The organism is Streptomyces sp. NPDC001599 (genome assembly GCF_042893535.1).
Classification (GTDB): domain Bacteria; phylum Actinomycetota; class Actinomycetes; order Streptomycetales; family Streptomycetaceae; genus Streptomyces.
In genome coordinates this window covers 306,529-329,559 of the sequence record NZ_JBIAVA010000006.1, presented here as the reverse complement: position 1 = coordinate 329,559, position 23,031 = coordinate 306,529, and the positions used below count along the sequence as shown (strand labels likewise).

At 72.3% G+C, this 23,031-nt stretch carries 25 protein-coding genes; 13 read left to right on the top strand and 12 right to left on the bottom strand.

From position 1 onward, the window contains the following. The first annotated feature begins 131 nt into the window (after positions 1–131). Positions 132–1,487, top strand: a complete 1,356-nt coding sequence (gene dacB, locus ACFYZ3_RS18460) for a D-alanyl-D-alanine carboxypeptidase/D-alanyl-D-alanine-endopeptidase (protein ID WP_388518542.1) — start codon at positions 132–134, stop codon at positions 1,485–1,487. A 65-nt stretch (positions 1,488–1,552) separates the two neighbouring features. On the opposite strand, the gene ACFYZ3_RS18455 is transcribed toward dacB, so the two are convergent. Beyond that, positions 1,553–1,996: an ATP-binding protein gene (locus tag ACFYZ3_RS18455; RefSeq protein WP_388518539.1), complete on the bottom strand. Its 444-nt coding sequence runs from the start codon at positions 1,994–1,996 to the stop codon at positions 1,553–1,555. An 85-nt stretch (positions 1,997–2,081) separates the two neighbouring features. Here ACFYZ3_RS18455 and ACFYZ3_RS18450 point away from each other — a divergent pair, with 85 nt between their 5' ends. Continuing rightward, the gene (locus ACFYZ3_RS18450) at positions 2,082–2,900 is read left to right on the top strand and encodes a helix-turn-helix transcriptional regulator (RefSeq protein WP_059298578.1); all 819 of its coding nucleotides are present in this window, start codon (positions 2,082–2,084) and stop codon (positions 2,898–2,900) included. After that, positions 2,897–3,082: a DUF397 domain-containing protein gene (locus ACFYZ3_RS18445; protein WP_388518536.1), complete on the top strand. Its 186-nt coding sequence runs from the start codon at positions 2,897–2,899 to the stop codon at positions 3,080–3,082. The genes ACFYZ3_RS18450 and ACFYZ3_RS18445 overlap by 4 nt, the downstream gene beginning before the upstream one ends. On the opposite strand, the gene ACFYZ3_RS18440 is transcribed toward ACFYZ3_RS18445, so the two are convergent. Next, entirely contained in the window at positions 3,027–4,544 is a 1,518-nt protein-coding gene (locus ACFYZ3_RS18440) for a carboxylesterase/lipase family protein (RefSeq protein WP_388518534.1), read from the bottom strand. The two genes, ACFYZ3_RS18445 and ACFYZ3_RS18440, sit on opposite strands and share 56 nt — an antisense overlap. Positions 4,545–4,686: 142 nt before the next feature. On the opposite strand from ACFYZ3_RS18440, the gene ACFYZ3_RS18435 reads away from it, so the two are divergent. Beyond that, positions 4,687–5,001, top strand: a complete 315-nt coding sequence (locus ACFYZ3_RS18435; protein WP_388518530.1) for an STAS domain-containing protein — start codon at positions 4,687–4,689, stop codon at positions 4,999–5,001. Between the two features lie 13 nt (positions 5,002–5,014). Here ACFYZ3_RS18435 and ACFYZ3_RS18430 read toward each other — a convergent pair whose 3' ends face one another. Next, positions 5,015–5,662 (bottom strand): hypothetical protein, encoded by a 648-nt coding sequence (locus ACFYZ3_RS18430; protein ID WP_388518527.1) that lies wholly within the window; start codon positions 5,660–5,662, stop codon positions 5,015–5,017. 510 nt (positions 5,663–6,172) lie between these two features. On the opposite strand from ACFYZ3_RS18430, the gene ACFYZ3_RS18425 reads away from it, so the two are divergent. Both ACFYZ3_RS18425 and ACFYZ3_RS18420 read left to right on the top strand, forming a co-directional pair. Continuing rightward, positions 6,173–6,355: a hypothetical protein gene (locus ACFYZ3_RS18425; protein WP_388518524.1), complete on the top strand. Its 183-nt coding sequence runs from the start codon at positions 6,173–6,175 to the stop codon at positions 6,353–6,355. Between the two features lie 13 nt (positions 6,356–6,368). Beyond that, on the top strand, positions 6,369–6,698 hold the full coding sequence (locus tag ACFYZ3_RS18420; protein WP_388518521.1) for a hypothetical protein: 330 nt from the start codon (positions 6,369–6,371) through the stop codon (positions 6,696–6,698). Positions 6,699–6,824: 126 nt separating this feature from the next. Here ACFYZ3_RS18420 and ACFYZ3_RS18415 read toward each other — a convergent pair whose 3' ends face one another. Continuing rightward, a complete protein-coding gene (locus ACFYZ3_RS18415; RefSeq protein WP_388518518.1) occupies positions 6,825–7,154 on the bottom strand; it encodes a hypothetical protein in 330 nt (109 codons plus the stop codon). Between the two features lie 128 nt (positions 7,155–7,282). Here ACFYZ3_RS18415 and ACFYZ3_RS18410 point away from each other — a divergent pair, with 128 nt between their 5' ends. After that, positions 7,283–7,675, top strand: coding sequence for a VOC family protein (locus tag ACFYZ3_RS18410; protein WP_388518515.1), 393 nt, complete (start codon positions 7,283–7,285; stop codon positions 7,673–7,675). A 70-nt stretch (positions 7,676–7,745) separates the two neighbouring features. Here the strand turns inward: ACFYZ3_RS18410 and ACFYZ3_RS18405 are convergent, their stop codons facing one another. Continuing rightward, entirely contained in the window at positions 7,746–8,192 is a 447-nt protein-coding gene (locus ACFYZ3_RS18405) for a DUF1772 domain-containing protein (RefSeq protein ID WP_388518512.1), read from the bottom strand. A gap of 92 nt (positions 8,193–8,284) precedes the next feature. Between ACFYZ3_RS18405 and ACFYZ3_RS18400 the strand changes: the two genes are divergently transcribed. Further along, positions 8,285–8,863: a TetR/AcrR family transcriptional regulator gene (locus ACFYZ3_RS18400; protein ID WP_388518509.1), complete on the top strand. Its 579-nt coding sequence runs from the start codon at positions 8,285–8,287 to the stop codon at positions 8,861–8,863. A gap of 67 nt (positions 8,864–8,930) precedes the next feature. Here ACFYZ3_RS18400 and ACFYZ3_RS18395 read toward each other — a convergent pair whose 3' ends face one another. From ACFYZ3_RS18395 to ACFYZ3_RS18370, 6 genes are all read right to left on the bottom strand, one after another. Next, entirely contained in the window at positions 8,931–9,419 is a 489-nt protein-coding gene (locus tag ACFYZ3_RS18395; RefSeq protein ID WP_388518506.1) for a DinB family protein, read from the bottom strand. Between the two features lie 119 nt (positions 9,420–9,538). After that, the gene (locus ACFYZ3_RS18390; RefSeq protein ID WP_388518503.1) at positions 9,539–10,246 is read right to left on the bottom strand and encodes a helix-turn-helix domain-containing protein; all 708 of its coding nucleotides are present in this window, start codon (positions 10,244–10,246) and stop codon (positions 9,539–9,541) included. Positions 10,247–10,256: 10 nt separating this feature from the next. Beyond that, a complete protein-coding gene (locus ACFYZ3_RS18385; protein WP_388518500.1) occupies positions 10,257–11,195 on the bottom strand; it encodes an AraC family transcriptional regulator in 939 nt (312 codons plus the stop codon). A gap of 33 nt (positions 11,196–11,228) precedes the next feature. Further along, positions 11,229–12,035 (bottom strand): copper homeostasis protein CutC, encoded by an 807-nt coding sequence (locus ACFYZ3_RS18380; RefSeq protein ID WP_388518497.1) that lies wholly within the window; start codon positions 12,033–12,035, stop codon positions 11,229–11,231. After that, on the bottom strand, positions 12,032–13,561 hold the full coding sequence (locus tag ACFYZ3_RS18375; protein WP_388518494.1) for a M81 family metallopeptidase: 1,530 nt from the start codon (positions 13,559–13,561) through the stop codon (positions 12,032–12,034). The genes ACFYZ3_RS18380 and ACFYZ3_RS18375 overlap by 4 nt, the downstream gene beginning before the upstream one ends. Positions 13,562–13,598: 37 nt before the next feature. After that, positions 13,599–14,822 (bottom strand): ROK family protein, encoded by a 1,224-nt coding sequence (locus tag ACFYZ3_RS18370; protein ID WP_388518491.1) that lies wholly within the window; start codon positions 14,820–14,822, stop codon positions 13,599–13,601. A 209-nt stretch (positions 14,823–15,031) separates the two neighbouring features. Between ACFYZ3_RS18370 and ACFYZ3_RS18365 the strand changes: the two genes are divergently transcribed. The 5 genes from ACFYZ3_RS18365 (at position 15,032) to ACFYZ3_RS18345 (ending at position 21,428) form a co-directional block, all read left to right on the top strand. After that, positions 15,032–16,840: a peptide ABC transporter substrate-binding protein gene (locus tag ACFYZ3_RS18365; protein WP_388518488.1), complete on the top strand. Its 1,809-nt coding sequence runs from the start codon at positions 15,032–15,034 to the stop codon at positions 16,838–16,840. Between the two features lie 61 nt (positions 16,841–16,901). Beyond that, positions 16,902–17,861: an ABC transporter permease gene (locus ACFYZ3_RS18360; protein WP_109029670.1), complete on the top strand. Its 960-nt coding sequence runs from the start codon at positions 16,902–16,904 to the stop codon at positions 17,859–17,861. Then, positions 17,858–18,751, top strand: a complete 894-nt coding sequence (locus ACFYZ3_RS18355) for an ABC transporter permease (protein WP_388518485.1) — start codon at positions 17,858–17,860, stop codon at positions 18,749–18,751. Before ACFYZ3_RS18360 ends, ACFYZ3_RS18355 begins: the two co-directional genes overlap by 4 nt. Beyond that, positions 18,748–20,505, top strand: a complete 1,758-nt coding sequence (locus ACFYZ3_RS18350) for a dipeptide ABC transporter ATP-binding protein (protein WP_388518482.1) — start codon at positions 18,748–18,750, stop codon at positions 20,503–20,505. The genes ACFYZ3_RS18355 and ACFYZ3_RS18350 overlap by 4 nt, the downstream gene beginning before the upstream one ends. After that, positions 20,502–21,428, top strand: coding sequence for an ROK family protein (locus tag ACFYZ3_RS18345; protein WP_388518479.1), 927 nt, complete (start codon positions 20,502–20,504; stop codon positions 21,426–21,428). The genes ACFYZ3_RS18350 and ACFYZ3_RS18345 overlap by 4 nt, the downstream gene beginning before the upstream one ends. Positions 21,429–21,486: 58 nt before the next feature. On the opposite strand, the gene ACFYZ3_RS18340 is transcribed toward ACFYZ3_RS18345, so the two are convergent. Then, the gene (locus ACFYZ3_RS18340) at positions 21,487–22,965 is read right to left on the bottom strand and encodes a trypsin-like serine protease (RefSeq protein ID WP_388518756.1); all 1,479 of its coding nucleotides are present in this window, start codon (positions 22,963–22,965) and stop codon (positions 21,487–21,489) included. Positions 22,966–23,031: the final 66 nt, after the last annotated feature.

Below are 23,031 nucleotides of genomic sequence, written 5' to 3'. Positions count from 1 at the left end.
CCGTCCGCCCATTCGGTCGCAAGATATTCACACGCCGTCAATTTCCGTCCGAGCCCTTCATATGACGGCTGGTAGCGTGCCCAACGCTTCACCCCCACAGAACGAAGTAACCGATCTTTGGATTTCACTTCATGACTGGTACGCCAGAGGAAACCCCCACGAACACCTTCGCCCCGGGCGGACGGCGCAGGCATCGCAGGGCGAGAGTGAGCCGCGTCGGCGCACGCCGGGCCCTCGTGCTCGCGATGGCCGTGCCGGTGGCCTCCGCCACGCTGGCCGGAACCTCGGCCTTCGCCGCCGACGACAACACCCCGCGACCACAGGGCATCTCGGTCGACGACCTCGCCGCCGACGACGCGCAGCTGGTCAAGAACCTCAACGAGCGCCTCGCCGACGAGCGCCTGGGCACCGACGTCAGCGGCGTCGTGCTCGACGCCGACTCGGACACCGCCCTGTGGGACCACAACGGCTCAACGGCGCTCATGCCGGCCTCCAACGCCAAGCTCGCCACGGCCACCACGGCCCTGACGCTGCTCGGCGCGAACCACGAGTTCACCACCAAGGTCGTGTACGGCGAGGGCACTCTCACCCTCGTCGGCGGCGGTGACCGCACCCTCACGAGCGACGACGTCGCCGAGCTGGCCAGGACCGCCGCCGACGGCCTCAAGGCGGCGGGCCGGACCGACGTCCAGGTCCGGGTGGACGACAGCCTGTTCGCCGACCCGAGCCTCGCCGAGGGCTGGAACGAGGGCTACTACCCCACCGAGGTCGCGCCGGTCCGCTCCCTCGTCGTCGACGGCGCCGCCGTCCAGGACACCTCGATCGACGCGGGCAAGGTCTTCGCGAAGCAGCTCGCCGCGCAGGGCGTCACCGTCACCGGCGAGGTGGGCCGCCAGACGGCGAAGCAGTCCGACGTACCGGTGGCGCAGCACAAGTCGGCGCCGCTGTCGGACATCGTCAAGAAGATGCTCAAGACCAGCGACAACAACATCGCCGAGACCCTGCTGCGAATGTCCGCCGTGGAGCTGGGCAAGCCCGGCACCTTCGAGGCGGGTACCGCGCTGGTCCGCCAGGTGCTCAGCTCGTACGGCATCTCCCTCGACAACTTCGCGATGCACGACGGCAGCGGCCTCTCCCGCGCCGACCGCATCCCGGCCGCGACCCTGGCGCAGCTCCTCGACGCGATCACGGAGTCCCCCGCCCTGGGCTCGATCCTGGAGGGCCTGCCGGTCGCCGGCGAGGCCGGGGCCAGCCTCGGCCCGGAGTGGGGCCGCTTCGACGACCCCAACTCCGAGTGCGCCGTCGGCAAGGTGCACGCCAAGACCGGCACGCTCACCGGCGCCATCGCCCTCAGCGGTGTCACGCGGACCGACGACGGCGACTGGCGGATCTTCTCCTTCATCGAGAACAACTCGACGGCCGCCCCGAGCGACATCAAGGACGCCATGGACGGCCTCGCCGCGACCGTGAACGGCTGCTGGGCCTGACCCGTCGCAGGTGACGGAGCGTGGAGATCCGGTGAAGGCCCCCGAGGGCAGACGGGCGTGCCCCGTCAGTCCGCCGGGACACCGCACTCGAACCACACGACCTTGCCGGGCTCCCGCTCCGTCACGCCCCACTTGTCCGCCAGCTCCGACACCAGCAGCAGCCCGCGCCCACCCTCGTCCGACCCGTCCGGGTCCAGCGGCACCGCCGGTACGCCGTCCCCGCTGTCGTGGACCTCGACGCGTACGCCGTCCCCGCAGGGCAGCAGCCACAGCCGCAGCAGGAAGCCCCGGCCCGGCGGTACGCCGTGCAGCAGGGCGTTGGTCGCCAGTTCGCTGACGCACAGCACCACGTCGTCCGCGCGCCCGCGCACACCCCAGTCGGCGAGCGTCTCCCTCGCGAACGCCCGCGCGGCGGGGACGGACCGGCGCTCACGGCGGTAGAAGCGCTCACGTGGGGACGAGGGTGGAGTTTCACTGTTCACGTGACGAGGGTCACGCTCCGTGGTCATGATGGGACAGTGCGCATGGCCGTACAGCCGGTCTGTACGGGTGCGCGTTGGTGAACGTACACGCGCGGGTGGGGAGTTCGACCTCATGGGCACGACGACACGGAGGAACGCCTCCGCGATGAAGATGGTGGGCGCGCTGCTCGCCCTCTACCGGCAGGCGGCGGGGCACACCCAACGCTCCCTGGGCGAGCGCTTCGTCATCGGCGAGCAGCAGATCGCCTCGATCGAACAGGGCCGACGCCCGCTGAAACCGGACCTCGCAGAGCAGCTCGACGAACTCCTGGGGACCAAGGGGGCGTTGTCGGTTGCCTTGAGCAAAATGCCGGAGGTCGACCTCGTGCCGCTCTGGGCGGAGGAATACCTGGATCGGGAGAAGGAAGCGATCGCCATCTCCGTCTACGCGAGTCTGGCCGTACCTGGGCAGCTCCAGACCGAGGAGTACGCCCGCGCCGTCTTCCGCAGTCGGGTGCCTGTCTACGCTGCGGACGAGATCGAGCAGTTGGCGGCACGGCGTATGGAGCGCCAGGAGATCCTGCACCGCAAGGTGCCGCCCACCACCAGCTTCGTCATCTGGGAAGCGGTACTGAGGGACCACCTGGGGGGTCGGGATGTCCACACGCAGCAGGTGCGGAAGCTGCGCGAGTGTGCGGATGTGCCGGGCATCACCCTCCAGATCATGCCGCTCGGCCGCACCTCGCACGCGGGACTGGACGGCCCCTTCGTCCTCTTGGAAACACCCGACTACCAGCGGCTCGCGTATATGGAAACGCACCGTGGCAGCCAGCTGATCGCTGATCCGGACGGGGTGGGAATCCTCACTCAGAAGTATGCGATGCTGCGGACGCAGGCCCTCAACACCGAGGATACGAAGGACCTGTTGGACCGTCTCCTGGGAGAAGCATGAGTAGCGGCACCGCACTTGAGTGGTTCAAGTCGAGTTACAGCGGCAGCGAAGGCGGCGAGTGCGTCGAGGTCGCCCAAGAAGGCACCGCCGTCCACATCCGCGACTCCAAAGCCCCGCAGGGACACGTCACCGTCGGACCAGGCGCCTGGGCCGCGTTCCTCGGGGCGTTCGGGACGCGGTGACGTCGGCCTTCCACAGGTCGTACTCGGCGTCCAGCGGGCCGTGGGCCGTGTGCGGGTCGCCGTCGCCGAAGACCCGCACGGGGTGTGTGGCGTCCCAGGACTCCCACCCGGGGTCTCCGGACTCCACGAACCGCACCCACGCCCCGTGCATGGCGTCGGCCAGGGCCTGCGGCGCGCCCTCGCCCGCAAGCCTGCGTGCGTCGGGGCCGTCGCCGGAGTCGAAGACGAAGCCCAGCTCCAGGGCGTGGCAGGCGCCGAGGTGGGGGAGGTTGGACGGCCAGGCGAACTCGTAGAGGTGCGAGGAGCCGGGCCGCGCGTCGGCCACGCGGTGCATCGGGATGCGGAGCAGGTGGTCGGTGACGAGCTGGCCCACGGTCTCGGCGGCCCCCGCGCCGGGGCGCAGCGTGCGGTAGCCGCGGACCACCTCGTTGCCGCAGTGGCAGCGGGCGCGGGCTCCCGCGAGGGCCACCGCGCCGAGTCGGTCGACGCGTTCGACGAGGCCCCCGGGGACCAGCCAGAGCCGGTACTCGTCGCGGGTCCAGCCCATCATGAGGTCGACGCCCGGTGCCGCGTCGCCGTCGAGGAGCGCCTCCAGCGGGTCACGGGGCAGTACGTCGCCGTCGACGACGAGGCCGAAGCCGGGGCCGCCGAGTACGGGGCTGCTGAAGCGCCCGACCTCGGCCTGGGCGCGCAGCAGCTGGTCGCGGTCGGCGGCGGCGAAGGCCTCGGCGGTGGAGGGGATCTTGAGGCGGGAGGCCATGCGGCGGACCATGCGCCGCACCTTGTCGCGGTCGGTGGCCTCGGGTGCGCCGCTCTGGAGCACGGCCCGCCGGAACAGTCCCTGGGCCTGGGGTGCGGCGAGGAGCGCGCCGGTGCTGATGGCGCCCGCGGACTGACCGGCGACGGTGACCCGGTCTGGGTCCCCGCCGAAGGCGGCGATGGAGTCCCGCACCCACTGGAGGGCGGCGATCTGGTCGCGCAGGCCGGCGTTGGCGGGGGCGTCGGGAAACAGTCCGTAGCCCTCCACGCCCAGTCGGTAGTTGATCGACACGCAGACGACGCCGTCGCGGGCGAAGGTGTGGCCGTCGTAGACCGGTACGGCGGAGGAGCCCCTGGTCAGCGCGCCGCCGTGCAGCCAGACCAGGACCGGCAGGCGGGCGCCGGGGCCGGGCTCGGGGGTCCAGACGTTGAGGTTGAGGCAGTCGTCGCCCGGGATCGCCGGGTCGGACAGGTACCGGGCGAAGGCCTCGGAGTACGGCGGTTTCGGGGCCGTGGGCCCGAAGGAGCCCGCGTCTCGGACGCCGTCCCAGGGCTCGGGGGGTACGGGCGGGCGGAACCGGCCCGGTCCGAAGGGGGGCGCCGCGTAGGGGATGCCCCGGAAGACGGCGACACCGTGCTCGTACCTGCCGCGTACCGCGCCGTGGACCGTCCTGACCACGGGGTTCGTCTGGCCTGACCGCATGCGCCCACCAGCCCTTCGCCGCACTCTCGTACCGCTCAAGGCATAGCGCCACACGACCGGGGATCTATTCCGGCAGGCCCCTGTCGCCACGGCTGGGGGACAATGGAGACGACGCACGCGATGCGCGACCGAGGAGGCTGCCGTGACGGACGCACCCGTAAGGATCGCCGAGGCCGACGGTCGGCACGCGGTGCTGGCCTTCTCCGGGGACCTGGACGCGCCCGCGCTGGTCGTGCTGGAGGAGCTGCTCCTCGACCCGCGGCTGCGGGAGCCGAGTGCCTGGACCCTGGAGATGAGCGGCCTGGACCACATCGATCTGGCCTGCGCCTACGCGCTGCTGCGGACGGTGACGCACACGCCGAAGCCGGTCGCGCTCACCGTCCGGGGTGCCCGCCCGGCCGTCCACCGGACGCTGCGGCAGGCCGGTCTGGACACGGTGGCGGCCTTCACGGCGTAACCGGGTCGCCGGGTCAGCCACCCACGTCCACGTGGTTGTCGGGGGCCCCGTCGCCGAACGGCGGCAGGTCGCCGCGCTCGACCGGCGTGGCGGGCACGGGGTCGGCGGAGGGCAGGAGGCGGTCGGTCTCGGCGGCGTCGGGGCGGTGGGCGGCGAGGGCCGCCGCGCGCAGGACGTCGCGCGGCACGGCGTCCTTCTCGGCGGAGACGCGTACGACGTGCCCCTCCTCGGGCAGCGCGTACTCGTGCCGTCCGGCACCGGTGCGGTACCAGGCGTCACCGTCGCGCGCGCAGGTGGTGCGCTCGCCGGACATGTCGCCGACGGGCTGCTCTGGGCAGGTGCCGGCCGTGATGGTGCCCCGGTCGACGGCCAGGCGCAGCAGCGCGTTGGTGTCGCCGTCGACCCAGGTGGCGGAGAAGCCGTCGTCTCCGAGGACGCCGACGGACTGCTGGGCGAGGGTGAAGCCGGGGGCCTCGGTGACGTAGACCAGCTCGGGGGCCACGCCCAGCGCCTGGGCGCGGGAGGCGAGTTCGCCGGTGCCGGGGGCCGCGGCCGGGGCAGGGCCGGACGGACCGGGGTCCCCCGCCTTCTCGGAGCCGCAGGCGGTGAGCAGCAGCGGGGCCAGCAGCAGCACCGGCAGGACACGCGCGTGACGAATCATGCGGTCATCCTGCCGTACGGGCGTTCCCTCCGGGGGGCCGCTCACGCCGTCTCTCCACACCTGGCCGCGCGCCGAGCAGCCTGTGCGGCATCCGTGTGCCCGGGCGTGAGACTCTTCCGGTCGCGCGGCCGACGCGTACGGAGCCGTGGCGCTGAACATCGCCGCGATCGCGACGGGTGCCCAAGGCCGCCGCACCGAGGCTCTCGCCACCGGCACGGGGCGCCGGAAAGCTGCACCGCTCGCTTCCCGACCACCAGCGCCTCCGAGCAGCGGAACTCCCACTAGGGGCCTGCCCGAGGGCGGGGCAAGCCGCAAGTCTGGGCGCGGTACAGCCCGTTGGGGATCATGACCCTTCGATGCAGTACGCCGCGGATGTCCGGTTCAGAGGGCGAAGTGGCTATTTTTGTAGGACATGTGTTTCCATTGCGCCGCTCAAAGATCATTTACGGCCTGACCCGCCGGGGGGAACGACATCGGCGGGTCATGTGCCGAGACCATGAAAGTACGCACATGAGAACCACCTGGCATGCCGCGGGCATAGCCATGCCGGCCGCTACCGCCGTGCTTCTGTCCACGCCCGACGTCGCCGTCGCGGCCGGTGGGACCAGTCCTGGGGGCACCGAGGCGGAGCGCGCCGTCTCCGGGCTGCTGGAGGCGGGCATCCCGGCCCTGAAGAAGGCACGCAAGTTCTGATGGCGGAGGACCAGTGATTGCGATAACGGCGATCGTCGCGGACATCGTCCTGATCCTGACGCACCGTGTACGCGCCGTGCCGGACCCGGCGAAGTACGCGCCGTGGCCGTACATGGCCGTGGGCCTCGCGGGATGCGCGGCGGGCTGGCTCGTCGTCGGCCGGCCGGAGGCGGTCTGGGACGACCTGTTCCTGGCGCTGGTCTGCGGCGTGGTCGTCACCTCCGAGGCCGCGCACGCGGCCCGGGCCCTGTCCGGACGCCCCTGGGTGGGCTGGGCGACGGCCCTGGTGAGTGGAGCGGCGGCGGCCACCTGGCTCCTGCCGGACCCTCTGCCCTTCACCTGACACCCCACTCCCGGCCATACGGCTGTACTTGGGGTTGCGGGGGTGTCAGTCGCACAGAGGTGCGCGTGTACCGCGCCGAAGTCCTCAACTGAGGTTCATCTCACGTCGAGGGGTCGCGCAGGCCGACTAAGGCTGATGGGCGGCGGCGTCCTTCGTCAGCTTCACGGCCTGGCGCAGGCTGAGACCGGGGGCCGCCTCGCGCAGCGCCTTGACGGCGCGGACGGAGTCTACGGGGCCCTCGTGACCGGCCGCGGCGAGGCGTTCGTGCACCCAGCGGGCCAACAGGGCGGTGTCGGGTTCCGCGGCGGCCTGCTCGACCAGGGCCGCGGCGCGCTCCAGACCGGGCCGTTCCTCCGGCGTCGCCTCGGCGAGGGCCTGGCGGATGCCGTGAGCGACGACGTCCGTGTCGCGCAGGACGAGGACGTTGAGTTCCGGTGGGGCGAGTCGTCCGAACATACGGCCATGATCGGCCGTGCACCCGGTCGCGTTCAACGGACTTGAGGAGCTTCTGAGGCGGGCGGCGCCGCGTCCGGGTGTCCGTTTTCTTCAAGACCCGGTGCGCGCGCCCTGTCTACGGTGGCCCCATGACCGCACGATTCAACGCCATCAGCCTCATCGTCTCCGACATGGCCGCCTCCGTGGCCTTCTACCGCCGGCTCGGTTTCGCCTTCCCCGAGGGCTCCGAGGGACAGCCGCACGCCGAGGCCGCGTTGCCTGGCGGGATCCGGCTGCTCCTGGACACCGAGGAGTCCATCCGTTCCTTCACTCCCGGATGGGAGCCGCCTGCCGGGGGCGGGCGGCACTCGCTCGCCCTGCTGTGCGACACGCCCGCCGAAGTGGACGCCTTCTACGCGGAGCTGACGGGCGCGGGGTGCAAGGGCGAGCGCGAGCCCTGGGACGCCCCCTGGGGGCAGCGGTACGCGGTGCTCGGCGACCCCGACGGCCACGGCGTCGACCTGTTCGCGCCGCTGGCTTGACTCCGGCCGCCCCCCCCGGCACCAAGCCGGCCGTTTTCCGGACATTGTTCCGCTCGCCGTTGGGCCGGGCTCAGACGAGGGCGGTGACCAGGCAGGCGAAGGCGGCGACGATGACGGCGACGCGGACGTAGTGGTAGCGGTCCCAGCGGTTCATCTGCTCCTTCCAGTCCGCGGGCCGGTTCTCTGGGGTCCACGTCTTGCCCCGGTTGTTGATCGGGACGAGCAGCAGCAGCGACATGATCACGCTCACGATCAGCAGCGCGGCGGCGGTGACGACGAGTCCGGCGCCGGAGCGGTCCCACCCGGCGACGGCCCAGACCACGCTGAGGACGAGCGAGCCGATGTACCAGAACGGCATGAGGGCGCCGAGCATCCGGCCCCCGTGGGCGCGGGCGAGCTGGCCACTGTCCTCGGGAAGGGCGTTGAAGATCCGGTTCATGACGAAGGCGACGGAGAACTCCACCCCCACCATCAGGCCGACGATCACGGTGGTGAACACCTCGAGTGCGTTGAGCATGACGACCCCTCCTGGGATCTAGCGCCGCTAGATGATGAGGCAACGCTAGACCTACTGCCGCTCTCTTGTCTAGCGGTGCTAGGATCACAGTCATGTCGGTACAGGAACGCAAGCGGCGCGAACGGGCGGAGCGGGAGCGCCTCATCGTGGCGACGGCCCGTGAACTCGCCGAGCAGCAGGGCTGGGACGCGGTCACCACCCGCCGGCTCGCCGAGCGCATCGAGTACAGCCAGCCCGTCCTCTACAGCCACTTCCGCGGCAAACGCGAGATCATCGGCGCCGTCGCCCTCCAGGGCGCCGCCGAGCTGGCCGCGGCGGTGCGTGCCGCGACCTCCGCCGCGGACGGCCCACGCGAGCGGGTCGCCGCGCTCGCCCGCACCTACCTCGGCTTCGCCGCACGCAATCCGGCGGTCTACGACGCCTTGTTCCAGCTCGACGGCGGCCTGGCGTACGCACGGGAGGACACCCCGGAGCCGCTGAAGGACGCCTTCGCCGCGCTGCTGGAGAGCCTGGCCGAGGTCGCCGGGGACGGTGTCCACCCGGCGCTGTTCACCGAGGTGTTCTGGGCGTCCCTGCACGGCCTCGCGACCCTGACCCGGGCGGGACGGCTGCTGCCGGAGGACGCCGCCCAGAGGGTGGAGCTGCTGGTGGACCGGCTCGCCGTGGTCTGACGCACCGTCCCGGCGGGCACGCGGCCGGACGCCTCAGGGCCCCGCGCCCCGGGCTGCGGGCCGGTGCTCAGCGAGGCCCAAGTCCTGTGCGTCCGTCGAGCAGTTCGCGGGCGATGTCCAGATGCCCGGCGTGACGCGCCGTCTCTTCGACGACATGCATGATGATCCCGCGCAGGTCGCCGAACTCGTCTCCGAGCGGTTCGGGATGACGGCCCTGCGGGGGTGCGGACAACGGCGTGCGGGCGATCACGGCATCGGAACGGCGGCACTGGTCTTCGTAGAAGGCGAAAACCACCCGCGGCTCTCGCGGTGTGGTCAGGGGGGCATGGTCGTCGGGCCATGGCAACGGCTCGGCTGCTCCGGTGACGATCTCCTGGAACCAGTGCCTCTCGGCGTGACCCAGGTGTTCTATGAGTCCGAGGGGCGTCCAGCCGGAGGGCAGAACCGACGTGGTCAGTGCCTGTGGGTCAAGCCCGTCGACGATGGCCAGCACGCTGGCTCGCTGTGCCGCGAGAAACGCCGACAGCGTCTTCTTTTCCGTGCCTTCCGAGTTCATGGACGCATGGTTGCAGCAACCACTGACAACCGCGGCTCCCTCATGCCCGAGTAACGGCGCCCGCCCGGCGGCCGAGGCACGGCGGCTCATGGAGACCGCGCCGGACGCCCCGTAAGTGGTCAGCCGGGCGCAAGTCCGGCGGCCTGGCCGCGCAGCAGCTCGAGTGGTGTCGCGCCCGCCAACTCCCGTACGTCCCGCGCCAGATGCGCCTGGTCCGCGTAGCCGGTGCGGGTGGCCGTCTCGGCGAGGGGCGTGCCGTCCCGGGCCAGGGCGAGGGCGCGTTGCAGCCGCAGGACGCGGGCCAGCGTCTTGGGGCCGTAGCCGAAGGCCGCCAGGGAGCGGCGGTGCAGGCGCCGGGCTCCGATGCCGAGCGCGTCGGCGGTCGCGGCGACCGGGCGGCCCGCGTCGAGGGCGGCGACGACGCGGCCCAGCAGCGGGTCCGGCGGCCCGGTCTCGGCGGCGCGGGACAGCGCGGCCTCCTCCAGGCCGGTCGCGGGGTCGGCGGCGGCGTTCACCCGGGCGGCCAGCCGCCGTGCGCGGGATGCCGGCCAGAGGTCGGTCAGCTCGACGCGCCGGTCGCGCAGGGCGTCGGCGGGGACGCCGAGGAGCGCGGGTGCGGTGCCGGGATAGAAGCGGACGCCCGCCCAGGAGCCCCCGCCGCCCTCGGTGACGTAGGCCCGGGTGTCGGGGCCGGCGACCAGGAGCCGGCCGTCGTACCAGAGCAGGTCCATGCAGCCGTCGGGGAGGACCCGTCCGGGGCCGGACCCGGACGGGGTGTTGGTCCACACCACCGCGCCGGTCAGCCGGGACGCCCGTTCCGCGTACACGCCTGTCAGGTTACGCCGGAGCCGGGGCCCGGTACTCCTGCGGGCTCACGCCGTACGCGCGCTTGAAGGCGGTGGACAGGGCGAAGGCGCTGCCGTAGCCGACCTGGCGGGCGATGGCGCCCAGGGTGTCCTCGCTGTCGCGCAGCCGGTCGGCGGCCAGGGCGAGGCGCCAGCCGGTGAGGTATCCCATGGGCGGTTCGCCGACCAGGTCGGTGAAGCGCCGGGCGAGCGCGGCACGGGAGACCCCGGCCTTGGCGGCGAGGGACGCGACGGTCCAGGGGTGCGCCGGGTCGTCCTGGAGCAGCCGCAGCGCCCGGCCGACGACCGGGTCGCCCATCGCCCGGTACCAGGCCGGTGCCTCCGCCGAGGGCCGGGCGAACCAGGCCCGCAGCGCGGCGATGACCAGCAGGTCCAGGAGCCGGTCCAGGACGACCTCCTGGCCCGGCTCGTCCCGCGTGACCTCCGTCATCAGCAGCGGGGTGAGGGGGTTGTCCCACGCCTTCGAGGTGAGGGACAGCAGCGGGGGCAGCGCGTCGAGGAGACGGCCGCCGATCTCGCCGCGGACCAGGTAGGTGCCGATGAGGAGGACCGCCTCGCCGTCGGCGCGGTCGCCCCAGGTGCGTACGCCGAGGTCCATCGAGCCGTTGAGCGGGCGTCCGTCGGGGTAGCTGCACGCGCCGCCCGGCAGGATCACCGCCTGCGGGGCGGTGCCGGGGTCGTCCGCGCAGACGTACGGGTCGGGGCCGCGCGCGATGGCCAGGTCCCCGGCCCGCAGCCGCAGCCGCTCCCCCGCGTCGGGCACGATCCAGGCGTCGCCGCGGACCATCAGCATCACGGTGAGCGGCGCCCGGTCCTCGACGCGCACGGCCCACGGCGGGTCGAAACAGGCACGGATCATGAAGGCGCCACGGGCCCTGGGGCCCTCGAGCAGTCCGGCGAGTGCGTCCACGGTGCCAGTGTCCCGGTTCGGCCCGCGGACCGTTCACCGAGGGGTTCCCCGGGCCTCCTTCCTTCGGCCGGCGGCGGCCACGTCGAGCGCTCTCCTGGCCGCCGCGACGACCGTGCCGTCGGTGAGGAAGTGGGTGTCGTCGTCGGCGGAGGTGCCGCCCGCGCCGAGTGGCACCCAGCCCGCCGCGCGCCGGGGCGTCGCCCGGGTCTTGGCCGACAGGTGCACCGAGGTGGCGCCCGCCGCCAGCAGACCGGCGACGTCACCGGGCCGCACTCCGCCCCCGGCGGCCACGTCGAGCCCGGGGTTCGCCGCGGCCATCGCGGCCAGCACGGCGCTGCCCTCGATCGCGGTGGGCGCGCCCCCGGAGGTCAGGACGCGGGTGATGCCGAGCCCCGGCAGCGCCGCGACGGCGGCCACCGGGTCGCTCGCCTGGTCCACGGCCCGGTGGAGCGTGACCTGTGCGGCGGGGTCGGTGTCCCGCGCGGCGCCGACGAGCGCGGCGAGGGCGTCCGTGTCGAGGGCGCCGTCCGGGGTCAGTGCGCCGACGACGACGCCGCGGGCCCCGGCGCGCAGGGCGGTGCGCACCTCGGCGGCCATCAGGGCGACCTCCTCGGCGTCGTACACGAAGTCGCCGGGGCGGCAGCGGACGAGGACGTGGACGGGCGGTCCGGACTCGGCGGCCGCCTCGACGGCCGGGGTCGAGGGGGTCAGGCCGCCGAACTCCAGTCCGGTGCACAGTTCGACGCGGTCCGCCCCGTGTTCGCGGGCGGTGCGGGCGCCGGCCGGGGAGACGACGGCGATCTCCAGGCAGGCGCCCGCCGGGGAGAGGGCGGCGCTCACTCGTCGTCCCCGGTCAGCGGCCGGTCGGCGGCGGGGACGAGGCGGGCGGACAGGTCCGGGTCGGCCATGGCGGGGTCGAAGGGGAACATGGGCCGGCGGATGCGGCGGTGGCCGAGGCGTACGAGGTCCTGGTCGACGCCGCCCGGGGTGAGCGCCATCTTCCAGTCGGCGGCCATCGCGAACAGCTCGGGTTCCAGGTAGCCGATCTTCACGACGACGATGTCGGCGCCGCGCGGATCGAGGTCCAGGTCGGTGAAGTCGTGCTCGTGGTGGTAGGGCTTGCGCAGCTCGGTGAGGATCACGTAGGCGCTGCCGACGCGGATCACGACCTCGGTGCGGGCGTCCCGGTCGCCGAGCCGGACGGCGTGCACGACGCCGGTGAGGGTGACGGGACCGGCGTGCCGGTCGTCGACCTCGGCGCCCGCCGTGACCGTCACCGTGGCCCCGACGCCCGCCGCGGCGGCGTGCCGCACGGCCTCGGGGCCGGGCACCGAGGCGTACAGGACGGTCGGCCCGTCCTCCTTCTGGAACTCGGGGCGGGCGAGCAGGCGTGCCAGGCCCCAGGTCACGTCGCCGGCGCCGCCCGCGGTGGGGTTGTCGCCGGTGTCGCTGACGTAGTACGGGCGCCGCTCGCCGGCCAGGGCCTCGTCCAGGATGTCGTCGAAGGTGCCGGTGGGGGCGACGAAGTCGAAGTCGTGGCGGGCGTCCCAGAAGCCGCGCGCCAGCCGTTCGGCGCCCGCGGACACGGCCCGCTCGTCGTGCCCGGTGACGACGACCGCGGCCCGGTTGCGGGGCTCGTCGGCCCAGGCGTAGCCGACCCAGATCGCCGCGTCGATGACGCCTTCCTCCGCCTCGACCTCGGGAACGGCCCCGTACACGCTCTTCGCGGGCTCGATCCGGGTGGAGGTCTGCTCACCGGCCAGCAGGACGGGCACCGGCACCCATGCCTTCAGCGGGCGGGGGGCGCCGGAGGCGAGGTGCGTCAGGAGGTTGCGTACGGCGCGCTCCTTGGTCTCCATGTGGTCCTCGTGCGGGGCCATCCGGTAGCAGGTGATCAGGTCGCTGCGGTGGACGAGGGCGCGGGAGACGTTGCCGTGCAGGTCCATGGAGGTGGAGACGACGACGTCGTCGCCGACGACCGTGCGCACCTTCTCGAGGAGCAGGGCCTCGGCGTCGTCGACGCCCTCGACGGTCATGGCTCCGTGGATGTCGAACCAGAGGCCGTCGAGCGGGGGCAGGGCGGCGAGCCGGGTGAGGAGTTCCCCGGTGAGTTTCTCCCAGGCCGCGGCGGTGACGGTGCCGCCGGGCAGGGACTTGCCGACCAGGGCGCCGTGCCAGTCGGCCGCCTCGCGCAGTTCCTCACCCTCGGCGAGGAAGGGATAGCGGTCCAGTACCTCCTGGCCGCGCGAGGGGTGGAAGGCGGGCGCCTGGGTGCGGGCCGGCGAGAAGGTGGACGACTCGATGCCGAGACCGGCGACGGCGACGACGGGGCGGCGGGAGGGAGTGGGGGCGCTGGGGTGGGACATGGCTCCTCGTTCGTGCGGGTGGTGCGGGGGCGTTGCTTCAGGAAGTGGTGGAGGTCTGGAACCGGTCCGGGTCCAGCTGCGCTCCGCCGACCTCGCGCAGGGCCTGCGCGAGCGCCCGCTGGAGGGCGGAGTGTCCGGCGCCCAGGAGGCCGGCGTCGGGGCCGAGGACGGCGCGCTCGATCGCCAGGTGTTCGGTGACCAGCGGGTGGCAGCTCTCGTAGAGCTGGCTGCGGACCGCGGCGACGAACGGTTCGACGGTGGAGAGGATGCCGCCCAGGTAGACGGCGTCCGGGTTGAAGAAGTTGACGTTCGCGGCGAGCACCTGGCCGAGGTAGTCCCCGGCCCTGCGCACCGCCCGGTTGGCCTCCGGGTGCGCGTCGGTGGCCAGCCGCACCACGTCCTCGGCGCTGGTGACGTCCACGCCCTCGTCCCGCAGCACCCGCACGAGGGCGGCACCCGAGGCGACCGTCTCCAGGCAGTCGGTGTTGCCGCAGGAACAGGGCACGTGGTCGCCGCGGGCGATGCGGATGTGGGTGATCTCCCCGGCCGCTCCCGTGCCGCCGCGGTAGAGCCGGCCGTCGACGAGGGCGGCGGCGCCGATCGCGGTGCCCGTCTTCACCATGATCACCTGCTGGTGGCGTCCCTTGCGGGCGATGTGCTCCCCGACGGCCATGCAGTTGGCGTCGTTGTCGGCGACCGCGGGTACCGCGAAGCGCTCCCGGAGCCAGGACTCGACGGGGAAGCGGTTCCACCCCGGCATCCGGGAGGGCTGTACGACGCTGCCCGTCGCGGTGTCGACCGGACCGGGCAGGGAGAGACCGACACCGCGCAGCCGTCCCCGGCCATGGTGTTCGACCAGGTCTTCCAGGGTGGCGGCGAGCCGGGAGAGGGCCGCCTGCGGGCCGTCGGCGATCACCAGCGGCACGGTGGAGACGTCGCGCAGCTCGCCGCCCGGCAGGACCACGCCGACCCGGGCGTGGCTGCCGCCCAGGTCGGCGGCGACGGCGAACTCGTCCTGGCCGCCGAGTCTGAGCACCTTGCGCGGACGTCCGCCGGTGGAGGACTGGGTCCCCTCCTCGGCGACGAGGCCGTGCTCGACGAGCTGGGCCACGGCCACCGAGACACTGGAGGCCGCGGCGCCGAGCAGTTCGGCGAGCTGGGCCCGGGAGGTCGCCCGGCCGGAGGCGATGAGTTCGAGGGCTCGCGCCGCCAGTGCCGAGGTGCCTGCCGCCCTCCGGCCGGGCGTACTTATTTCATTCATGTACGTGCTTACTTCCCCATCGTCGGTCCGATGCAGACAGTACGCCGGAAACGCCGTCCCGTGAATGGTGATCAGTGCAGTAATTCGCGACCCGGACAGGGCCGGGACTTTTTTCAGAAACGGAGATACTTAGTTGTTACTCAACTTTGTTTGTGCATGCACCGAGTCAGGCGTTAGCTACCTCCAGGCCACTCACCTGGAGGAGATACATGTCCCCTGCTCGCACAGCGCCACGCCGGCGCCGGGCGCTCGTCGTCGGCGCATGCGCGGCCGTGGGCGTGCTGCTCAGCGGCTGCACGGGCGGCGTGTCCGCCCCCTCCGGCTCCAAGAACGAGATCAATTACGCCCTCCCGGCGAACTTCACCCCGAACTGGATCGTGCCGATCGGGACACCGGGGCACCTCAACACGAACAACGCCTCCATATCCCAGGTGCTGTGGGAACCGCTGATCGCCTACGACGGCTCCACCGGCGAGATCGGCTGGAACAAGGACAACTCGCTGGCGACGGACGCGAAGTTCGCCGCGGACGACAAGAGCGTCACCATCACCCTCGGGGACCGTCACTGGAGCGACGGTGAGCCGATCACCTCACGGGACGTCGAGTTCTGGTTCAACCTGGTCAGGGAGAACAAGAAGTCGTGGGCCAGCTACAGCCCGGGCAAGGCCCCGGACGTCTGGTCGTCCTTCAGGACCATCGACGACCGGCACTTCACGCTCGACTTCGACCGTGCCTACAACCAGCAGTGGATGCTCGCCAACGAGCTGAGCATGATCCGCGTGATGCCGCAGCACGTGTGGGACAAGACCAGCGACTCCGCAGCCGTCTCCGACCTCGACCGCACCCCGGCCGGCGCCGAGAAGGTGTGGACGTACCTGATCGACGCCGGCAAGAAGATCTCCCGCTACGCGAGCGACCCGCTGTGGAAGACGGTCAGCGGACCGTACCGGATCAAGTCCTTCTCCACCTCCGGCCGGGTGGAGCTGGTCGAGAACGAGAAGTACGACGGCGGGGGCGCGGCCCACGTCAAGCAGATCAACCTGCTGTCCTTCACCACCGTGGCCGCCGAGGAGAACGCGCTGCGGGCGGGCACGGTCGACTACGGCTACATCAGGGCATCCGACCTCGGGATCAAGAAGTCCTTCACGGACCTCGGCTACCACGTCGAGCGGTGGTCCGGCTGGGCCGTCACCTACATGCCGTACAACTTCAACAACCCCGAGATGGGCGCGGTCTTCCGGCAGCTGTACGCACGGCAGGCCGTCCAGATGTCCGTCGACCAGAAGACGCTGTCCAAGGTGCTCTACAACGGCACCGCCGTACCCACCTACGGTCCCGTCCCGCAGGGGCAGCCGTCCGCCTTCCTCTCGGACGAGCAGAAGGCGGAGCCGTACCCGTTCTCCAACTCCGCGGCGCGCAAGCTGCTGACGGACCACGGCTGGACCATGCAGGACGGCACGATGGTGTGCACCTCACCGGGCACCGGCGAGGGGCAGTGCGGCGAGGGCGTCGAGAAGGGCACCGAGTTCAGGATGCGGGTGCTCTCCCAGTCCGGCTCCACGGAGACGGACAACATGATGAGCGCCCTCCAGTCCTCCTTCGAGGAGACCGGCATCGACTTCGACATCAAGACCGCACCGGTCAACTCGGTCCTCTCGCAGACCGGACAGTGCAAGGAGGACGACCCCGCCTGCAAGTGGCAGCTCTCCTTCTTCGGCAGCGCGGGCAGCTGGTACTTCCCCGCCTACCCCAGCGGTGACGCGCTCTTCGCGAGCGGCGGCGGCTCCAACTTCGGCAGCTACTCCAACTCCGAGGTGGACCGGCTGATCGACCGGACCACCACCTCCTCGGCCTCCGACGCCATGCTCGACTACAGCAAGGCGCTCGCCGAGGACCTGCCCGTGGTCTGGCTCCCCGAGCCCGACTACCAGGTCTCCGTGATCAGGGACGGTCTCGGCGGATTCGCCCAGGACTCCCTCGCCAACTTCCATCCCGCCATGTGGGCGTGGACCGAGTGAGCCCGCACCCCGCCCCACTCACCCGCAGCCGCCCCGTCCCCACCAAGTCACCCGGAAACCCATGAGCACATACTCCTTCCTGATCAGGCGGGTCCTGCAGGCCCTGGCGGTGGTCCTCCTCGTGACCGTCGTGGTGTTCTGCCTGCTGCACGCCCTGCCCGGGGGCCCCGCCCGCGGCATCCTCGGCCCGCAGGCAACCGCTTCGCAGATCGCCGCCTTCAACCACGAGCAGGGGCTCGACAAGCCGCTGCCGGTTCAGTACGTGTACTACCTGAACCAGCTGGTCCACGGCGATCTCGGCATGTCCTACACCCTCAACGAGCCCGTCTCCCAGCTGATCACCGAGAGGCTGCCGAAGACCCTGCTGCTGACCGTGCTCTCGGCGGTCGTCGGCCTGCTGGTCGCGGTGCCGCTCGGCGTGTGGCAGGCCGTCCGCCGCAACAAGCCGGTCGACTACGTCATCACCACGCTCAGCTTCATCGCCTACTCCACCCCCGTGTACTTCCTCGGACTGATCCTGGTCCTCGTCTTCAGCCAGGTCCTGCCCTGGTTCCCGGCCCAGGCACCCCAGGGCAACAGCGTCGCCGACGTCCTCTCGCAGCCCCAGGGGCTGGTGCTGCCGGTGGTGGCCGGCGCGGCCACGATGGTCGCCGTCTTCAGCCGCTACATGCGCTCGGCCACACTGGAGAACCTCACCGAGGACTACGTGCGCACGGCGCGGGCCGGCGGCACCCGTCCCCGGGCCATCCTGACGCGGCACGTCTTCCGCAACTCGCTGACCCCCGTGGTGGCCATGCTCGGCTACTACATACCGGTCCTCTTCGGCGGTGCGCTCGTGGTGGAGCAGCTCTTCAACTACCCCGGCATGGGCCTGCTGTTCTGGACCGCCGCCCAGTCCTCCGACTATCCCGTGCTGCTGGGCTGCGTCCTGGTCATCTCGGTCGCCACGGTGACCGGCACCCTGCTGGCCGACGTCCTGCAGCGCGTCATCGACCCCCGAGTGAAGGCAGGTCGGTCATGAGCTCCCTCACCTCCCTGGACGGGCTCGCCGCGAAGCCCGAGCGCGCCGCCTCCGGCACCCGGCTCGCGGTCCGCCGCTTCCTGCGCAACCGGCTCGCCGTGGTCGGGCTCGGGGTCGTGGTCTTCTTCGTGCTGTTCTGCTTCGTGGGTCCGCTGCTCTACTCCACCGACCAGACGCACACCCTGCTCCAGCAGGTCAACCAGTCGCCGAGCGGCGCCCACTGGCTCGGCACCGACGCGGTCGGCCACGACGAGCTGGGCCGGCTGATGTACGGCGGCAAGGTGTCCCTGATCGTCGGTCTGTCGGCCGGTGTCCTGGCCACGGTCATCGGCACCCTGTGGGGCGCCGCCGCCGGTTACGCGGGCGGCTGGATCGACGCGGTCATGATGCGTGTGGTGGACGCGGGCATCGCCATCCCCGCCCTGTTCATCCTGCTGGTGGTCTCCGCGATCACCACCCCCGACCTGACCGGCCTGGTCCTCATCCTCGGTCTCATCTCCTGGCTCGTGCCCTCGCGCCTGGTGCGGGCGGAGACGCTGACACTGAAGAACCGGGACTTCGTCCTGACCCTGCGCGCGATCGGCGGCACCCACGCGCGCGCCATCATCCGGCACATCCTGCCGAACTCGGTGTCGACCGTCATCGTGGCGGCCACCTTCCAGATCGCCGACGCGATCCTGCTGGTGGCCTACGTCTCCTACCTCGGTCTGGGCGTCCAGCCCCCGTCCACGGACTGGGGCGGCATGCTCTCGTCCGGCATGACCGCGGCCTACTCGGGCTACTGGTGGCTGATCGTGCCACCCGGCCTCGCCATCATCCTGGTGGTGTGGGCGTTCAACGCGATCGGAGACGGACTCCGGGACGCATTCGACGTGAGGGGGCGGGCATGAGCGCCGTTCGACGACCGGCCGCTCCCGCCACCGGCGGGCACATCCTCGACCTCGACGACCTGGGCGTCGTCTTCACCACGGAGACCGGCACGGTGCAGGCCGTGCGCGGCGTGTCCCTGCACGTCGCACCGGGCGAGACGCTCGCCCTGGTCGGCGAGTCGGGTTCGGGCAAGTCCACCGTCGCGCTGGCCGCCATGGGCCTGCTCGCCGGCAATGCCCGGGCCACCGGAACGGCCGTCGTCGACGGCACCGACATCGTCGGCGCCGACGAGGAGCAGCTGTCCGGGCTGCGCGGATCGACCGTCTCCATGGTGTTCCAGGAACCGGCCACCGCGCTCGACCCGCTCACCCGGGTCGGCAAGCAGATCGCCGAGGTGATCCGCAACCACCGGCGGATCAGCGCGGCGGACGCCGCCGCGCGCGCCGTCGAACTGCTGCGCCGCGTCGGCATCCCCGAGCCCGAGCAGCGGGCCCGCTCCTACCCGTTCCAGCTCTCCGGCGGCCAGCGCCAGCGCGTCGTCATCGCCATGGCCATCGCCAACGAACCGGCGCTGCTGATCGCCGACGAGCCCACCACCGCGCTCGACGTGACCGTGCAGGCCGAGATCCTCGACCTGCTGCGGCGGCTCGCCGCGGAGACCGGCACGGGTGTCCTGCTGGTCACCCACAACATGGGCGTCGTCGCGGACTTCGCCGACCGGGTCGCGGTGATGTACCAGGGCGCCATCGTGGAAACGGGGCCCGTCGAGGACGTACTGCTGCGTCCGACGCACGACTACACCAAGCGGCTGCTGTCCGCCGTACCGCGCCTGTCCGTCGCCGAGTCCGGTCGGTCGGGTCAGTCCGGTCGGTCCGGCGAGTCGGGTGAGAGTGGTGAGCGGCGGGCGGACGGGCCCGGCGCCGCGCCCGGCGGAGAGCCCGCGGTGGAACTCAAGGACGTCTCGGTGGTCTTCGGCCGCGGGAAGCAGGCGGTGCACGCCCTCAAGGGTGTCTCCTTCGCCGTCCACCCCGGGGAGACCCTCGGCCTGGTGGGAGAGTCGGGCTCCGGCAAGTCCACCGCCTCCCGGGTGGCGCTCGGTCTGATCACGCCCACGGCCGGGTCCGTCACCCTCTTCGGGGCCGACCTGGCCGCCACCCGCGCGCGGGCACGGCGGGCACTGCGGGCCGGCATCGGCGTCGTCCTCCAGGACCCGGTCGCCTCGCTCGACGCCCGCATGACGGTAGGCGAGTGTGTCGCGGAACCGCTGCGGATCCACCGCCGGAAGCTGTCCGGCAGGGACCGGGAGTCCCTGGTCGCCGACGTGCTGGACCGGGTCCGGCTGCCGCGGGAGGTGGCCCGGCGGGCGCCGCGCGAGCTGTCCGGCGGCCAGCGCCAGCGCGTGAGCCTCGCGCGCGCCCTGGTCCTCGAACCCCGTCTGCTGGTGGCGGACGAACCCACCAGCGCCCTGGACGTGAGCGTGCAGCAGGCGGTCCTCGAAGTGATCGGCGAACTGCAGGAGGAGCTGGGCTTCGCCTGCCTCTTCGTCTCCCACGACCTGGCCGTCGTGCAGCAGTTCGCGCGCCGGGTGGTGGTGATGCGGGCGGGGCGGGCCGAGGAGCAGGGCCTGACGTCGGCCACGCTGCTGCACCCGGAGACCGACTACACCCGCCGTCTGCTGGCGGCGGTGCCCGTGCCCGACCCCGTCGTGCAGCGCGGCCGCCGGGCCGAGCGGCTGGCGACCCTCGCCGCCGGGCGGACGGAGGAGCAGGGGTGAGCGGTCCCGGCGCCCCGGTCTTCGCCGGGGTCGACATCGGCGGCACCACCACCCAGGTGGTGCTCTGCGACGAGGAACTGAAGGTGCTCGACCGCGCGGACACGGCCACTCCGGCCCGCTCCGGCGGCCGGGCGATGATCGCCGCGACGCTGGACGCGCTCGCCGTCGTGCGGGCCCGCACGCCCGGCAGGCTGACCGCCGTGGGGGTGGGCGCGGCCGGGGTGGTCGACGCGGCCTCCGGTCACATCCTGGTGGCGAGCGACTCGTTCACCGACTGGGCCGGGTTCCCGGTGACCGGCGCCCTGCGCACCGCACTGGGCGTCCCCGCCTTCCTCGACAACGACGTCAACGCCTTCCTGCGCGGCGAGATCGCGTGCGGCGCGGCGCAGGACGAGGAGGACGTCCTCGGCATGACCCTGGGCACCGGCGTCGGCGGGGCGTTGTGGACGGGGGGCGAGCTGCGCACCGGAGCGCACGGTGCGGCCGGCGAGATCGGCCACATCCCCGGCTTCGGCGACCTGCCGTGCACCTGCGGCGGCCGAGGCCACCTGGAGACGCTGGCCTCGGCCCGTTCGCTGCGGGCCCGCTACGGCGAGCGCACCGGGCGGGAGCTGACGGCCCGCGAGGTGGCCGAGGCGGCCCGGGACGGGGACGCCGACGCCCACGCCGTGTTCGCGGCGGCGGGCGCCGGTGTCGCTCGTGCGATCGTGATGACCGCCGGCCTGGTCGACATCGGGACGGTCGTGATCGGGGGAGGCGTCAGCGGTGCCTGGACGCTGCTGGAACCGCTGATCCGGGAGCCGCTCGCCGCCGAACCGCCGATCAGCGGCCACCCCGTCAAGCTGCTGCGGGCGGCCCTGGGAACCGACGCCGTGCCGCTGGGCGCGGCGGCCCGGGCACGCCGCGAGCTGACCGCCCGCTGAGCCCCGGGCCGGTGTGCCCGCCCGGCCCGCCGGAGCTCCGGCGGGCCGGGCGGAACACCTACTGTGCGGGGCGCATGGCCACGCCCTTGTTCAGCGTGCCGGTGCCGGTCCCGGTGTACAGGAGCAGCGTGCCCTGACCGCCGACGGCGGCGATGTCGCCCTTGCCGTCACCGTTGAAGTCGCCGCCGACGATGCGCTTCATGGGGGTCCAGGTGTTGTCCGGCCACAGCTTGCGGGCGAGGTCGAGGCCCCCCGTGGAATTGCCCGCGTACCAGTTCAGGCTGCCGTCGTCGCGCACCGCGACCAGGTCGTCGCGGCCGTCGGCGTTGATGTCGGCGGTGCCGGTGAGGCGGGTCTTGCTCCAGGTGGCGTCCGGCCACATCTTGACCTTCTCGCCGGTCAGCACGCCGTCGGCGCCGGTGTAGTAGCCGTAGAGGTTGCCGTTGCCCCACTGGGCGATCAGACCGTCACGGCCGTCGAAGGTGAACCGGGAGACCTGCTCGATCGTCTTCCAGGACGTGTCGTGCCACATGGGCCTGCTCTTGTTGAGCATGCCGGTGGGGGTGCCCGTGTACAGGTTGAGGGTGCCGTCGCTGCGCACCGCGGCGATGTCGCCGTTGCCGTCGTCGTCGAAGTCGCCGCCGATGATCTGCACCATCGGGCCCCAGGTCTTGTCGTTCCACAGTTCGCGCCCGTACTCCAGCGTCCCGTCGGGCTTGGTGTAGAAGGCGTGCAGGGACCCGTCCTCCAGGACGGCGGCGATGTCGGTGCGGCCGTCGCCGTTGAAGTCCGCGGAGGCCACCAGGTCGCTCAGACCGCCGGTGCCGAGATCGCGGTTGACGGTCTGCCGTACGAAGTCGACGTCGCTCGCCGCGGCCACGGCGTCCGTACTGGTCGACTCCGATCCGAAGCAGCCGCCCTGCATCGAGCGGCTGTTGACGCCCACCAGCTCCAGCGCGCCGTCCTTGTTCTGGAGCAGGGGGCCGCCGGCGTCCCCGGCACAGACGGCGTCGCCGTCCTGACCGGTCACGTTGACCGCGTCGGCGGTGACCGAGGTGGCCGTGAAGGCGCCCTGGTGACGCTGGGTGGGCACCCATGCGTCCTTCGTCCGTCCGAAGCCGACGGCTGTGAGTGGTGCGCCGGGGGCCGGTGCGCCGGCCGCGAGGGGCACCGGGGCGATGTCGGGGACGGCCTTGTCCAGCCGTGCGAGAACCATGTCCCGGTTCGGGTGCGGGACGAGTTCGACGACCTCGCGCACATAGCCGTTGGCGATGCCGGAGTCGGCCCGGCCCACGGTGGCGCGGGTGAGCCGTTCGGGCTTTCCGGCCGGGACCGCGACCGACTGGCTGGGGTCGTCCGCGAAGCAGCTCGCCGCGGTGAGCACCCACTGCGCGTCCACCAGGGCACCCGAGCATGCGCGGTAGTCGGTGCCTATGGTCAGACGGACGGCGAAGTCCAGCTTCGCTTCGGTGGCCGGGGCGCCGACGGTGGCATGGGCCGGGCCGGCTGCCAGGGCGGCGGCGGCCGTCAAGGCCATGCCGCCGGCCAGGGCCCCGCGGGCCCGCCGCGTGCGGATTCCTCTGTTGAGCAACATACTCCCCTT